Below are 13,329 nucleotides of genomic sequence, written 5' to 3'. Positions count from 1 at the left end.
GATCCTTGCCGGCCGGGCTCAGTACGCGTACTTCAGGTGCTTGACGCCGTTGATGAAGTTGGAGTGCAGGAAGTCCGGCTCGTCCACCGCCCGGATGTCGGGCAGCCGCGTGAACAGCTCGCGGAACATCACGGTCATCTCGCGGCGCGCGAGGTGGGCGCCCAGGCAGTAGTGCGGGCCGGGGCCGCCGAAGCCGACGTGCGGGTTGGGGTCGCGGGTGATGTCGAACGCGTCGGGATCGGTGAAGACCGCCTCGTCGCGGTTGGCGGAGTTGTAGAAGAGCAGCACCTTGTCGCCCTTGCGGTACTCCATCCCGTTCATCTCGTGGTCCTGCGTGACCGTGCGGCGGAACTGGATCACCGGGGTGGAGTAGCGGATGATCTCGTCGCACGCCTTGGTGATGCGTCCGTCGAAGTCGGACAGGAGCAGTTCGCGCTGGTCGGGGTGGTCGGTGAGGAGCTTGAGCCCGTACGCGATCGCGTTGCGGGTCGTCTCGCTGCCCGCGACCACGAGCAGGATGAAGAACGACCCCAGCTCCTGCGACGTGAGCCGCTCGTCGCCGTTGACCAGCAGGCTCACCAGGTCGCCCGTCGGGTTCCTGCGCCGCTCGTCGCCGAGGCGGGCCGCGAGCCGGTTCAGCGAGAACCCGGCGTGCAGCAGCTTGGCCAGGCCGCGGGCCACGTTGACGCGGCTGAAGTCGACGTCGAGGCCGGTGTACTCGGGGTCGGTGTTGCCGAGGATCACGTTGGTCCGCCGGAGCACCATGTCATGAAATTTCGGCGGAATCCCCATCATGTCACAGATGACCCGAACGGGGAGCCTGGCAGCGATCTGGGCGACGAAGTCGCCCGGCCCCTCCTTGATCGCCTGGTCCACGATCTCGGCGGCGGCCGTGGCCAGATCCTCCTCCATCTTGGACAGGATGCGCGGGGTGAACGCCCTGGACACGATCCTGCGCAGTCTGGCGTGCCGCGGGTCGTCCATGTTGATCATTGACCCGAAGTACACGGCCAGCCAGCGGGGCATGTCCGGGATGCTGTTGGAGCACGGCTCGCTGCTGAACACGGCGGCGTTCCTGCTGGCCTCGGTCACGTCCGCGTGCCGCACCAGGGCGTAGAAGCCCGGCCCGCCCTTGATGAACGGCACGACCTGCTCCGGCACGAACACGGGCCGGTCGAGCCGGCGTAATCTGCGGAAGGCGGCCATGCGCTCGGCCTGGGGAAGCCCCCAGAACGGGATCTGTGACAGTTCCACGTCTGCGGAGAGCGTCATACGTACAAAGCCTCACGCAAGTGACCACTTACGTCAAGGGATCGTTCGGTCAGGGGTTGGCGATCAGGTCGGCGGCCTTCTCGCCGATCATGATGGCCGGGGCGTGGGTGTGGCCACGGTTCAGGGTCGGCATGACCGACGCGTCCACGACCCTGAGGCCCTCAAGACCGCGCACTCGCAGCGCCGGGTCCACGACCGAGCCCTCGTCCGTGCCCATGCGGCACGTCCCCACCGGGTGGTAGAGCGTCTCGCCGCGCTCGCGCACCCACTGCGCCAGCTCGTCATCGCTCTCCGGCGCCTGGTAGGGCGCCATCGGGCCGCCCGCGTACGGACGCATCGCGGCGGTGGCGAACACCCGCTTGGCCGTCTTCAGCCCGGCGACCAGCCGCTTGACGTCGGCCTCCCTGCTCAGGTAGCCGGGGTCGATCAGCACGTCGCGGCCGTTCAGCCCGACCCTGCCGCGGCTGTCCGGTTGCAGCAGGATGACGCCGACGGTCATCCCGTGGCCGGTGGGCGGGGTGAGGCCGTGATTGACGAACGGACCGGGCGCGAAGATCAGCTCGATGTCGGGCGCGGGCTCGTCCTGGGACGTCCTGATGAAGGCGACCGCCTCGCCCACGTTGGTGGTGAGCATGCCGGAACGCAGCACGATGTAGCGGAGCAGGTTGCTCAGCGACTCGGCCCTGCTGAGCGTCACCGGCTCCTTGCACTCGACGAACACCCCTGACGACAGGTGGTCCTGCAGGTTCTTGCCGACCTCCGGCAGCTCGTGGACGACCGCGATCCCGGCGTCGCGCAGCTCGTCGGCGGCGCCCACGCCCGAGCGCATGAGCAGGTACGGCGAGCCGATCGTCCCCGCCGACAGGATGACCTCCTTCCTGGCCCTGACCTGGGCGCCGCCGTCGTGCTCGACTCCGACGGCCCGCCTGCCGTCGAACACCACCCGGGCGACGGTCGCCCCGGTGATCACGGTCAGGTTGGGCCGTTTCATCACCGGACGCAGATAGGCGTCCGCCGCGCTCCACCGGCGTCCGCGGTTCTGGTTGACGGGGGTGGGGCTGTAGCCCTCGTTGGAACGTCCGTTGAGCTCGGCGAGCCGCGTGAACCCCAGCTCCTCGCAGGCCTGCAGGAACGCCTTGGTGGTGACGTTGGGGCTGCGCAGCTCGGAGACGTAGAGGGGGCCGTCCTCGCCGTACACCCCGCCCCGGTTGCTGCCGACCCGGTGCTCGGCCCTGGTGAAGTACGGCAGGACCTCCTCGTACGACCAGCCGGGGATCTGCCACTGGTCGTAGTCGTGCTGGCACCCGCGCACCCACATCTGGGCGTTCAGCGACGACGAGCCGCCGAGCACCCTGCCCCTGGGCCAGTACAGCTCACGGCCGGACATCTCCGGCTGCTTCGCGGTGGTGTAGTTCCAGTCGTAGCCGGTCTTGAACAGCTTGGCGAAGCCCGCGGGCATGCGGATCTCCAGCTTGTCGTCGCGGCCACCCGCCTCGACCAGCGCGACCGACACCCCCGGATCCGCCGACAGCCTGTTGGCCAGCACGCAACCGGCCGACCCCGCCCCGACGACGACGTAGTCGTACTCCATGGCCCCTCCCAGGGGTAAGCGATCTGGTCCTTGCTTACTCCAGGCGAACCGACGGCGTCCATATTCAGTTGCAACCCGCGTCACCTACCGGTCGGTACGACCTTTTGCGAAGATGGCCCGCAAGCCGTTCAGAAAAGGAAGGCGTCCCATGCTCAACCTGTCGATCGTCCTGGAAGACAGCGCCAGGGCCACCCCCGACGGCACGGCCGTCGTCTTCGGCGACATGCGCCTGCCCTACTCCTTGATCGACACCGTGGCGTCCCAGGTGGCCAACCTCCTGGTGACGCGCGGCATCGGCAAGGGCGACAAGGTCGCGCTCGCCTGCCCGAACCTGCCGTACTTCCCGTTCGTCTACTTCGGGGTCCTCAAGGCCGGGGCCACGGTGGTGCCGCTGAACGTGCTGCTGCAGTCCAGGGAGATCTCCTACCACCTCGACGACAGCGACGCCAAGGCGCTGTTCTGCTTCGAGGGCACGCCCGAACTGCCGCTGGGCGAGCGCGGCAGGGCGGGGTTCGAGGCGTCCGAGGGGTGCGAGCACTTCTTCGTGCTGCCCGCCACGCCACTCGCGACCGAGTCGCAGTACGGCGAGTCGTTCTGGGCCGCGCTGGACGGCATGCCCGGCGAGTTCGAGACCGTGCAGACCGCACCCGACGACACCGCGGTGATCCTTTACACCTCCGGCACCACCGGGCAGCCCAAGGGCGCCGAGCTGAGCCACCAGAACATGCTGATGAACGCCGTCGTCAGCGACGAGATGTTCCCCAGCGCCGCCGACGGCGACGTGATGCTGGCCGTGCTGCCGCTGTTCCACTCCTTCGGGCAGACGGTCGTCATGAACACCGGCTTCCGCCGCCGGGCCGCCGTGGTGCTGATGCCGCGCTTCGACCCGGGCGAGGCGCTGGCGCTCATGGTCAAGGAGGGCGTCACGTTCTTCGCCGGGGTCCCGACCATGTACTGGGCGATGCTGACGAAGATCCACGCGGAGGGCGCGACGATGCCCACGACGCTGAACGTCGCGGTGGCGGGCGGCGCGTCCTCGCCGGTCGAGGTCCTGCGGGACTTCGAGCAGACCTTCGGCATCGGCATCCTGGAGGGGTACGGGCTGTCAGAGACGTCGCCGGTGGCCTCCTTCAACCAGTTCGGACGCCCTACCAAGCCCGGCACCATCGGCACCCCCATCTGGGGCGTGGAGATGAAGCTGATCGACAGCGACTGGAAGACGATCGACGGTGAGGGGCCCGGCGAGGTCGCCATCCGCGGGCACAACATCATGAAGGGGTACTACGGCCGTCCCGAGGCGACGGACGAGGTGATGCGCGACGGCTGGTTCCGCACCGGCGACCTCGCCACCCGCGACGCCGACGGCTACTACGCGATCGTCGACCGCACCAAGGACATGATCATCCGGGGCGGGTTCAACGTGTACCCGCGCGAGTTGGAAGAGGTCCTGATGACGCACGAGGCCGTCTCGCTGGCGGCGGTGGTAGGGGTCTCGCACGAGTCGCACGGCGAGGAGATCAAGGCGTACGTCATCCGCACGCCCGGCAGCGAGATCACCGAGGACGAGCTGATCGCGTGGGCCCGCGAGAACATGGCGGCCTACAAGTACCCGCGCATCGTCGAGTTCCGGGACGCCCTGCCCATGACCGCCACCGGCAAGATCCTCAAGCGCGAGCTCCGCTAGGGTCGCGTCCATGACGCTCGCCCGGTCCCTGCTGCTGTTCGTGCTCGCCGCCGTCGCCGAGATCGGCGGGGCCTGGCTCGTGTGGCAGGGCATCCGGGAGAGCCGCGGCGTGCTGTGGGTGCTGGGCGGCGTCCTCGCGCTCGGCGCCTACGGCTTCGTCGCCACCTTCCAGCCTGACGCGCACTTCGGGCGGGTGCTGGCCGCGTACGGCGGCATCTTCGTCGCGGGCTCTCTGCTCTGGGGCGTCGTCATGGACGGTTTCCGCCCGGACCGCTGGGACCTGGTGGGGGTCGCCATCTGCCTGCTCGGCGTCGCCGTCATCATGTACGCCCCGCGCGGCTGATCGCCGGTATCCTGGCCCTGTTCGGACGTCCCAGTCGCCAAGCCGCCCCTTTTTCCGCGGCGCGCAGGCCGTCCCCTTTTCTCCGCCTCCTCTGACGCGAGCGGATCATCCACGCCCACCTAGCGGAAGCAGGCAGCCAGCCGCATGCCCGAAAACTCTTTCACCGTCATCACCGGAGGGCCGGGCTCCGGGAAGAGCACCCTGATCCGGCACCTGGCCGGCCGGGGCTTCGCGACCAAGCCGGAGGCGGGCCGCGCCATCATCCAGGACCAGGTGGCGATCTCGGGGCCGGCGCTCCCCTGGTCCGACCCCGGGCTGTTCGCCGAGCTGATGCTGGCCTGGGACCTGCGCTCCTACCGGGAGGCCTCGACGGACGAGCCGGTGCTGTTCGACCGCGGCCTCGTCGACACGGTCGGCTACCTCGGGCTGCTCGGGCGCCCGGTGCCGCGGCACCTCGACGCGGCGGCCAGGACGTTCCGCTACCACCGGCGCGTGTTCGCCGCCCCGCCGTGGCCGGAGATCTACGAGCAGGACTCCGAGCGCAGGCAGTCGCTCGATGAGGCGGAGCGGACCTACGAGGCGTGCGTGGCGGCGTACGCCGGCTACGGGTACGAGGTGGTGACGCTGCCGCGGGCGCCGGTCGAGCAGCGTGCCCGGTTCGTCCTCGACCGGCTCGTCTGAGCCCCGGTCAGGGCCTGCTTCGCCGACGGCCGTCACGCGTGGCGCGGGGCGCTGGCGGGGACGAACCTGAAGGAGATGGCCTCCATCAGCGACCTGCGCCGGGTGTTGTGGAAGGCGGCGATGCGCCACCTCCCGTCGGCCTCGCGGACCAGCGTGTACGTCTGCACCTTGGGCAGCTTGCCCGGACGCTTCTTGGCCACCTCTCCCCTGCCGGTGACGACCGCGGTGTCGGAGCCGTAGAAGCGGATCTCGGCGATCTCGTTGAACATCGTCGTCCCCTTGAGGAAGGAGTCGAACAACGCCTGGTGCCCGGCGGCGATGTCCTCGCGCCCGCGGTAGACGGTGCCGACGAACGACGTGTAGGTGGCGTCGGCGGTGAAGCAGGCTCCATAGGCTGCGCCGTCGCCACGGTTCCAGGCGTCCTCCATCGCGCCGAACAGTTCGTGGACGGCCTGCTCGGTGGTGTGCGTGGTGTTCACTGCTGCCCCTTCTGGTACCTTGCTCGATGCAGTGTCTGCATCAAGTGTTTATCTGCTTTCTTGCAGATATTAGATTAGAGAAGAGGAATCGACCGTGTCAACCGACCCGAGCGAGATCTTCCGCCGCTACCTGAGCGCGATGGTGCTCAACAGCCTGGCCAGCGCCGAGGCGGCCGGGCTGAACGCCACCGACTACTACGCGCTCAACCTGCTCGACCTCGCGGGGCCGCTCACGTCCGGCGAGCTGAGCACGCAGACCGGCCTCACCACCGGCGCCACCACCCGTCTGATCGACCGCCTGGAGAAGGGCGGCCATGTCCGGCGGGTGCCCGACCCGGCCGACCGCCGCAAGGTCATCGTCGAGACGAGCGGGCAGCCCGAGGATCTCGACGAGGTCCTGTCGGGAACCAGGCGCAGGCTCGGCGAGCTGCTGCGGAGCTACTCGCAGGAGGAGGTCGCCACGCTCTTCGACTACTTCAGGCGGGCCGCCACCGCCTACCAGGAGGCCACCGACGAACTCATCAGATCCAGAACGCCGTGATCTCCTGGCGACACCTTCTTCCCGACTCCGCGCCTGTGAACGCTGAGCGCGGCGGGGATGTTCGTCTCGATCGGCCAAGGCCGTAGCGGCTCTCCGGCTTATCTCCATCAGAGATGACAGTCATCGAGGATTATCGCGGCGACAGAGGAAGCAGGTGCGCGCGTCCGCCGTTGGAAGGCGTCATGAGGGAGCGAAGCCCCCTCGCTGACCGGACCCGCACCAGACGCTCCATCTCTGAGAGGCACCTGTGGCTCCTTCTGTTCAATTCCAGACCGCCCAACGGGCCGCGTCGCCGGCCGTCGGGCCATCGGGCCGGCTCGTCGCGCTCCTGGCCGTCGCCACCGGAGTGGCCGTCGCCAACCTGTACTACGCGCAGCCCCTGCTGTCCGCGCTGAGCGCGTTCTTCGGGATCAGCGAGGTCGCCGCCGGCGGGCTCATCACCGCGACACAGGTCGGCTACGTGGCGGGCATGCTGCTGCTCGTCCCGCTGGGCGATCGCATCGAGAAGCGCCGGCTGGTCGTGATCCTGCTGTCCGTCACCACGGTGGCGCTGGTGGTGGCGGGGACGGCCGCCACCTTCCCGGTCCTCCTGGCCGCCCTGCTGGTCGCCGGAGGGACCTCGGTCGTCGCCCAGATCCTCGTCCCGTTCGCGGCCGGTCTCGCCCCCGACCACGCCCGCGGGCGCGTGGTCGGTCGGGTGATGAGCGGCCTGCTCACCGGCATCCTGCTGTCACGCACCCTGAGCAGCCTGGTCTCCCAGACCGCCGGGTGGCGGGTCGTCTTTCTGGGCTCGGCCGTCCTGATGGCGGTGCTGACACTGGCGCTGCGCGCGGCCCTGCCCCGCCACGCCCCCAGCACGGACGTGTCGTACGGCCGGCTGCTGCGCTCCACCGCGCAGCTGGCGCGCACCCACCCGGCGCTGATGCGGCGCGGCCTGTACCAGGCGGTGATGTTCGGCGTGTTCAGCGCGTTCTGGACCACGGTGTCGTTCGTGCTCACCGGCCCCGCCTTCCACTACTCCGGCTTCGGGGTGGGCATGTTCGCCCTGGTCGGAGCGGCCGGAGCGGCGGTGGCACCGTTCGCGGGGCACTGGGCCGACCGCGGGCTGGTGCGCCCGATGACCGCCGTGGCGTTCGCCGCGACCGCGCTGGCGTTCGCGCTCGCCGGGTTCGGCCGGCACGACGTCGTCCTGCTGGCCGTCGCCGCCGTCCTGGTCGACATGGCGGTGCAGACCACCCTCATCCTCGGCCAGCACACCATCTACCGGCTGGACGCGGGTGCGCGGGCACGGCTCAACAGCGTCTACATCGCCACGTTCTTCGCCGGAGGCGCCATCGGCTCCCAGGTCGGCTCGATCCTCTACCACGCCTACGGCTGGACCGGCGTGACCGTCCTGGGCGCCGCACTCCCCGTCCTTGCCCTGCTCTATTGGACGACCGAACGCCCCACCACGTCGTGACCGCCTCAACATGGAATCGCCCTAAACTGCCCGCAACTTGCACAATCGCGCCGGGCATGTCAGACGGTTCGCAGTGCCTCGGTGGGTTGCATGCGGGCCGCGCGGATGGCAGGGAGCAGCCCGGCGATGGCGCCGATGGCGATGGCCGCGCCCAGCCCGCCGACCCAGGCCAGCGGCGGTACCACGGTGGCCCAGTTCTTGATGTGGGTGTAGACGGTGGTGGCCAGGGTGCCGATGGCCACGCCGGCGAGGCCGCCGAGCGCGGCCAGCAGGATCGCTTCGGCCAGGAATTGGAGGCGGATGTCTGCTCTGGTCGCGCCGAGGGATCGGCGTAGGCCGATCTCGGAGCGGCGTTCCAGGACCGAGATGACCATGGTGTTGGCGACGCCGATGCCGCCGACGAGCAGTGCCACCGCGCCCAGGCCCAGGAACAGGCCGTTGAGCGCGGATTGGGCGGCCGCGCGGGCCACCAGGGCGGAGGAGGGCTGGCTGACGTTGACCTCGCCAATGTTCTGCGGGTTGGCAGTGGCGGCCAGTACCTTCTGCACGTCGGCCACTTGTTCGGTGGCCGCTCGCACGTAGATCGTGGTCGGATGGCCGTCGAAGTGCAGGTATTTCTTGGCGGCCGGGTAGCCGACCAGCACCGCGGAGTCGATCTCCGGCGTCAGCTTCGCCGACTTGAGGATCCCGGCTACGTAGAACCACTGGCCGCCGACCCAGATGCGCATCCCCTGGTGGATCTGAGCGATGCCGAGGCGCCGAGCGGCGTCGGCTCCGAGGATGGCGACCGGTTGGCGGGCGGTGGCAGCGTTGAGATAGGCACCCTGGGCCAGGCTGGTGCGCACCACGCCGGGCAGGTCCAGGCTGGCCGCCTGGACGGTCAGCGAGTTGGTGTTGAAGGCGGGGATGTAGGGGTTGCGGAAGGCGTTGGCCTTGGTTTTGCCGGTGTGTTCGACCTTCTCGACCGGGCCGATCCTGGCGATCATCCCCGGCGCGTCGTTGGGCAGCTTCGCATTGTCCCCGCCCATGGTCTGGCCGGGGGTGACGGTGAGCAGGTTGGTGCCCAACTTGTCGATCTCGGCCAGCAGCCCGGCCTGGGAGGAGGCTGATAAGCCCAGCACGGCCACCATCGCCGCGACGCCAATGGCGACGCCGAGCGCCGACAGGGCCGCCCGCATCCGCCGGGTCCGCAAGCCGAGAGTGGCGACCCGCGCCAGGTCGGCCGGGTACATCATGACAGCCGCCTGTCGGCAACGAGGCACCCATCGAGCATCTCGATGCGGCGCGGCAGCCTCGCGGCCAGCTCCCGGTCGTGCGTGATCATGATGATGGTGGCGCCCTCGCCGTTGAGCTCCTTCAGCAGTTCGAAGATGGCGGCTCCGGAGACGCTGTCGAGGTTGCCGGTGGGCTCGTCGGCCAGCACGATCGCCGGGTTCCCGACCAGCGCGCGGGCGATCGCGACCCGCTGTCGCTCGCCGCCCGACAGGTGCGCTGGCCGGTGGCCGAGCCGGTGGCCGAGTCCGACCCGTTCCATAGCGTCGGCCGCGGCGCGCAGCCGGACCTTGTGCCTGGTGCCGGTGTAGAGCATCCCGTCGGCGACGTTCTCCAGCGCGGTGGCGTGCTGGGCCAGGAAGAACTGCTGGAAGACGAAGCCGATCCGCGTCGCCCGCAGCTTCGCCAAGGCGCGGTCGGACATGCGCGCGACGTCGTCGCCGACGATGCGCACCGTACCCAAGGTGGGCCGGTCCAGGGTTCCCATGACCTGCAGCAGCGTCGACTTGCCCGACCCGGACGGGCCTACGATGGCGACCAGCTCACCAGCCGCGACGGTGAAGGTGGCCTCCTCCAGCGCCACCACCGGACTCGCGCCAGGGTAGACCTTGGCCACCCGGTCCAGTTCCAGAACGTTCGTCATGATGACGGCACCACGATGTTCTGGCCCGCTCTCAGACCGTCGCCGGTGACCTCGACCTTGCCCTCGCTGTCGTCGAACAGCCCGGTCGTCACACCGACCAGCCGATGCCCGCCACCGATGTCGACGACCTCGACCGCGTAGCCGCCACCGGCCAGCGCGAGCAGCGAATTCACCGGCACCGACAGCACGTCTTCGGCAGTGTCGGTGACGATCGAGACCTGTACCGGCGCCTTGTCCAGGCTGCCGGTCTGCGTCGGCCTGGTCGGCCGGATCTTCACCTCGATCGTGGTCCCGCTGTCGGAGGTGGTGGCGACCTTGCCGACCTCGGAGACCACGCCCGGCACGGTCTTGCCGTTTGGCAGCGCGATGATCACCTTGTCGTCAACGGCCACCCGGCTCTGCTGGCTGGCATTCAGCTCGATGGTGACCTGCCGGGCCGTCGAGGATGCCTGCAGCACCACGGTCCCGGCCGCCGTCTGCGCACCGCTGACCGCATTCACCTTTAGCACCCGGATCGCCTTGGCTGGGACGAACACCGCCTGGCCGAGCGAAAGGTTTCCCGACTCCTCCAGCCCGACCTTGTCCTGCAGTTCCCGAAGCGCGTTGTAGGTGCCCCTGCCGAAGTAGTCGGATTCGGGGTCGAGCTCGTCCTTGGTGGCGTAGCCGAGCACCACCAGCGCGGCGTTCAGCTGCTGAACGTCGACGCCCTCGGTGCCCCACGACAGCGACCGGTAGATGGGAACCACACCGTTGAGCAGCATCACGGGCTTGCCGTCCACCCGGTACAACACCCTGCCCGCGGTGACCACCTGGCCCACGGCGGGCAGCATGGTCACCGTACCGCTGGCCTTGTTGACCACCTGAAACTCTCCCGCGTAACCGAGCGTGCCGTTCTGCAGGGTGCGGGCCGACAGCGCGCCCCTGGTCACCTGCGCCACGCCGGTCCTGGCCGCGCCCTGGGCGGTGGTGCTCGCCGCGGGGGTGGCGAACGGGTTGGCGCGCAGGACCCAGACACCCCCTGCCACCAGCGCGCCGACCGCCACCAGCGTGGCCGCCCGGCGGATCGTGCTCAACTGCCGCCACCGCCCTTGTTGGGGGTCATGTTCCGAATGCTCTGCGGCTGGTATTGCTTGCAGGCTTCTTCGGCCTTCCTGAACTGCGGCGTGTTCGGGTCGTCGTTGAGTTTGAAACCGCCACCCGCGTCAGGGTCGGGGAACGACGGCACGCCGTTGTCACGCATGCACGTGGCGTACTTGAGCTTGTCCGCCGTGGACCACGTCTCGTTGGGGTTGGTCTGCGGGGGCGGGGCGGGCATGAACTCCTTGCAGGCCTCGACTGCCTTCTTGAACGCCGGCGAGTTGAGGTCGATCCCCTCTCCCATGCCTACGCCCGGCTCCGGATCCTTGAAGTTCGGCACGCCGTTCTCACGGACGCACTGGGCGAAGGCCACCGGATCGGCCTTGGAACCGCCCTGCGGGGCGGCGGACGCCGAACCTGCCTGCGGCGCCATGGATGCCACGGTCCTGCCGGGTTCCTGGCCACTCCCGCAGGCCGCGCCGGCCAGCGAGAGAGCCGCCATCGCGACGGCCATCGCGATGCTCCTGCGTGACCGCTTCGGCCTGGCCACGTCCTGGCTGAGGGTGCCGTCCATTTCGATCTCCATGGTGTGCGGGTTGGATGTGGCCCGGTCGCCGGGGCGGCGCGTGCGGTGCTGTCCCGGCGACGGGGCGGGGCTACCGGTGGCTACTTCTCGGGTACGGGGGTGCCGTCGCAGCCGCTGTCGATTCGGCCCGTGTTGAAGTACGACACGAGCTTGGTGGCGCAGTTCGGCACTCGCAGGACCGACCCGTGTACGTCGTCGTCGACGGTGAAGACCGTGCCGCCGATCGCGGCGTGCATCTGCTTCGTCCACTCATACAGAGAGACCGCTTCGTAGCGGTGTCCGGCCAGCACCAGCGACCCGCCGGTGCGGTGGACCTTGGTCTCTTGCACCGGCAGCGGCCAGCCGGCGCACTGGGCGGAGAAGCGGCTGGCACGCCCGGTGACCGGGTTGCGCTCGAGCCGCCGCTGGTAGGTGGTCCAGGCGTCGGAGAAGCCGAGCCGGCTGGGGTCCTCGTTGCAGAAGACGGCCTGGCCGGTGGTCGCGTTGAACCGCTCCGGGGCATCGGCCGGCGGAGGCTTCAGAGCTCCCTGCCCGAGAAGTTTCCTGAGAGCGGGCGGCGCGGTGTCGCCCTCGTCCTGCATTTCCTTGAATGCCTGGGCAACCTGCGGCCAGTCCGGGGCGCTCTGGATGGCCAGCATGGCGACCGTGGCGCCGTCGGCGACCATCTCCCAGTCGCTGTAGCGCTTCGGCTTCTCGTCATAGGCGCGGCGGAGCGCCAGTACCGTGGTCCGCACCTCCTTCGAGGTGGTACCGAGGCCGTACGTGTCGTTGCGCTCGGCAATCCAGGCCGCCATCCGCCCGAAGCTGCGCTCGGTGCCCGCAGCGTGGCCGTCCTCGAAGTCGTCCAGCCGGAAGCGCACGGGCGACACACTGTCCAGGAACATGCGCCCGACGCTGCCCGGGAAGGTGCTGCGGTAGACCGCGCCGAGCCAGGTGCCCCAGGAGATGCCCAGGAAGTTGAGCTTGCGCTCCCCCAGCGCGATTCGCACCCAGTCGAGGTCGCGGGCCGAGTTCAGGGTGGTGAGCTGGCCGAGGAAGGCGGGATCGGAGCTTCCGCAGGCCTTATTGTTGGCCATCCCGCTGTCATGGATGCGCTTGGCCGCCGCCTCGGTCAGCGGCCCTGGCTCCGGCGCCTGCCCGCCCATGGCTCGGCATTCGACCTTGGTGCTGTAGCCGACCCCGCGGGGGTCGAAGCCGATCAGGTCGTAGCGGTCATTGAGCTTCGCGTTCGCCTGGTTCATTGAGGCGATCTGGAGGGGGAACAGGTAACCGGCGCCGCCTGGCCCGCCCGGGTTGAGCGCCAGGCTGCCCAGCCGGTGCTTGCGGTCGACGGCCTTGACCCGGGTGATCGCGATGGTGATCTGCCGTCCGCGTGGTTTGCGGTAGTCCAGCGGAACGCTGACGGTTCCACACTCCATCCGGCCCAGCAGCGCGCGGAAATTCCGCAGTTGCTCGTCGGAGACGACGAGGGAACGGATCACGTCGTCGGAGTAGGCGGGGCAGGCGCTCCACTTGACCGAAGCCTTGGCCTGCCCGGTCGCAGCCGTCGCGGCGGACGAACCCGCGACCAGCGATGCCAGAGCGACGGCACCCACGGCCATGGCCGTAACCGCGCGGCCGGTGAGGGATTCACGTTGAGACATGCGGCCAACCCTGCTGCCGGCCATGCCGAACCCGCGTCTGCCCCCGGCCGCATGTTCA

At 69.3% G+C, this 13,329-nt stretch carries 13 protein-coding genes; 5 read left to right on the top strand and 8 right to left on the bottom strand.

Going from position 1 to position 13,329, the window contains the following annotated elements; translation table 11 throughout:
* Positions 1-18: 18 nt before the first annotated feature.
* The gene (locus ABZ297_RS06085; RefSeq protein WP_355340138.1) at positions 19-1,272 is read right to left on the bottom strand and encodes a cytochrome P450; all 1,254 of its coding nucleotides are present in this window, start codon (positions 1,270-1,272) and stop codon (positions 19-21) included.
* 49 nt (positions 1,273-1,321) lie between these two features.
* Positions 1,322-2,863, bottom strand: coding sequence for a GMC family oxidoreductase N-terminal domain-containing protein (locus ABZ297_RS06080; RefSeq protein WP_355340135.1), 1,542 nt, complete (start codon positions 2,861-2,863; stop codon positions 1,322-1,324).
* Positions 2,864-3,011: 148 nt separating this feature from the next.
* Here ABZ297_RS06080 and ABZ297_RS06075 point away from each other — a divergent pair, with 148 nt between their 5' ends.
* From ABZ297_RS06075 to ABZ297_RS06065, 3 genes are all read left to right on the top strand, one after another.
* Positions 3,012-4,547, top strand: coding sequence for a long-chain fatty acid--CoA ligase (locus ABZ297_RS06075; RefSeq protein WP_355340132.1), 1,536 nt, complete (start codon positions 3,012-3,014; stop codon positions 4,545-4,547).
* Positions 4,548-4,557: 10 nt separating this feature from the next.
* On the top strand, positions 4,558-4,890 hold the full coding sequence (locus tag ABZ297_RS06070; RefSeq protein ID WP_355340129.1) for a YnfA family protein: 333 nt from the start codon (positions 4,558-4,560) through the stop codon (positions 4,888-4,890).
* Positions 4,891-5,034: 144 nt separating this feature from the next.
* Complete coding sequence (locus ABZ297_RS06065) at positions 5,035-5,571, top strand: AAA family ATPase (protein ID WP_355340126.1); 537 nt, start codon at positions 5,035-5,037, stop codon at positions 5,569-5,571.
* Positions 5,572-5,603: 32 nt separating this feature from the next.
* On the opposite strand, the gene ABZ297_RS06060 is transcribed toward ABZ297_RS06065, so the two are convergent.
* Positions 5,604-6,050, bottom strand: a complete 447-nt coding sequence (locus ABZ297_RS06060) for an SgcJ/EcaC family oxidoreductase (protein ID WP_355340123.1) — start codon at positions 6,048-6,050, stop codon at positions 5,604-5,606.
* 94 nt (positions 6,051-6,144) lie between these two features.
* On the opposite strand from ABZ297_RS06060, the gene ABZ297_RS06055 reads away from it, so the two are divergent.
* Both ABZ297_RS06055 and ABZ297_RS06050 read left to right on the top strand, forming a co-directional pair.
* Positions 6,145-6,591 (top strand): MarR family transcriptional regulator, encoded by a 447-nt coding sequence (locus tag ABZ297_RS06055; RefSeq protein WP_355340120.1) that lies wholly within the window; start codon positions 6,145-6,147, stop codon positions 6,589-6,591.
* Between the two features lie 247 nt (positions 6,592-6,838).
* Positions 6,839-8,050 carry an MFS transporter gene (locus ABZ297_RS06050; protein ID WP_355340117.1) on the top strand — a complete coding sequence of 404 codons (1,212 nt, stop codon included), beginning with the start codon at positions 6,839-6,841 and terminating at the stop codon, positions 8,048-8,050.
* A gap of 59 nt (positions 8,051-8,109) precedes the next feature.
* Here ABZ297_RS06050 and ABZ297_RS06045 read toward each other — a convergent pair whose 3' ends face one another.
* The 5 genes from ABZ297_RS06045 to ABZ297_RS06025 all read right to left on the bottom strand — a co-directional run bounded on the left by ABZ297_RS06045 (position 8,110) and on the right by ABZ297_RS06025 (position 13,295).
* Positions 8,110-9,285, bottom strand: a complete 1,176-nt coding sequence (locus ABZ297_RS06045) for an ABC transporter permease (protein WP_355340114.1) — start codon at positions 9,283-9,285, stop codon at positions 8,110-8,112.
* Positions 9,282-9,965, bottom strand: a complete 684-nt coding sequence (locus ABZ297_RS06040; protein WP_355340111.1) for an ABC transporter ATP-binding protein — start codon at positions 9,963-9,965, stop codon at positions 9,282-9,284. The genes ABZ297_RS06045 and ABZ297_RS06040 overlap by 4 nt, the downstream gene beginning before the upstream one ends.
* Entirely contained in the window at positions 9,962-11,038 is a 1,077-nt protein-coding gene (locus tag ABZ297_RS06035; protein ID WP_355340108.1) for an efflux RND transporter periplasmic adaptor subunit, read from the bottom strand. Before ABZ297_RS06035 ends, ABZ297_RS06040 begins: the two co-directional genes overlap by 4 nt.
* Entirely contained in the window at positions 11,035-11,616 is a 582-nt protein-coding gene (locus tag ABZ297_RS06030; RefSeq protein WP_355340105.1) for a hypothetical protein, read from the bottom strand. The genes ABZ297_RS06035 and ABZ297_RS06030 overlap by 4 nt, the downstream gene beginning before the upstream one ends.
* Positions 11,617-11,708: 92 nt before the next feature.
* Entirely contained in the window at positions 11,709-13,295 is a 1,587-nt protein-coding gene (locus ABZ297_RS06025) for an alpha/beta fold hydrolase (RefSeq protein WP_355340102.1), read from the bottom strand.
* Positions 13,296-13,329 lie beyond the last annotated feature (34 nt).

Origin of the sequence: Nonomuraea sp. NPDC005983 (assembly GCF_040614375.1) — a bacterium.
In the GTDB taxonomy this organism is placed as follows: domain Bacteria; phylum Actinomycetota; class Actinomycetes; order Streptosporangiales; family Streptosporangiaceae; genus Nonomuraea.
This window is presented reverse-complemented; position numbering and strand designations above follow the sequence as displayed.

What these genes read in the sequence shown, in the direction of transcription:
- ABZ297_RS06045 (WP_355340114.1), bottom strand. Translation starts at nt 9,285, where the DNA reads ATGATGTACCCGGCCGACCTGGCGCGGGTCGCCACTCTCGGCTTGCGG.
- ABZ297_RS06065 (WP_355340126.1), top strand. Translation starts at nt 5,035, where the DNA reads ATGCCCGAAAACTCTTTCACCGTCATCACCGGAGGGCCGGGCTCCGGG.
- ABZ297_RS06080 (WP_355340135.1), bottom strand. Translation starts at nt 2,863, where the DNA reads ATGGAGTACGACTACGTCGTCGTCGGGGCGGGGTCGGCCGGTTGCGTG.
- ABZ297_RS06040 (WP_355340111.1), bottom strand. Translation starts at nt 9,965, where the DNA reads ATGACGAACGTTCTGGAACTGGACCGGGTGGCCAAGGTCTACCCTGGC.
- ABZ297_RS06075 (WP_355340132.1), top strand. Translation starts at nt 3,012, where the DNA reads ATGCTCAACCTGTCGATCGTCCTGGAAGACAGCGCCAGGGCCACCCCC.
- ABZ297_RS06085 (WP_355340138.1), bottom strand. Translation starts at nt 1,272, where the DNA reads ATGACGCTCTCCGCAGACGTGGAACTGTCACAGATCCCGTTCTGGGGG.
- ABZ297_RS06070 (WP_355340129.1), top strand. Translation starts at nt 4,558, where the DNA reads ATGACGCTCGCCCGGTCCCTGCTGCTGTTCGTGCTCGCCGCCGTCGCC.
- ABZ297_RS06025 (WP_355340102.1), bottom strand. Translation starts at nt 13,295, where the DNA reads ATGGCCGGCAGCAGGGTTGGCCGCATGTCTCAACGTGAATCCCTCACC.
- ABZ297_RS06030 (WP_355340105.1), bottom strand. Translation starts at nt 11,616, where the DNA reads ATGGACGGCACCCTCAGCCAGGACGTGGCCAGGCCGAAGCGGTCACGC.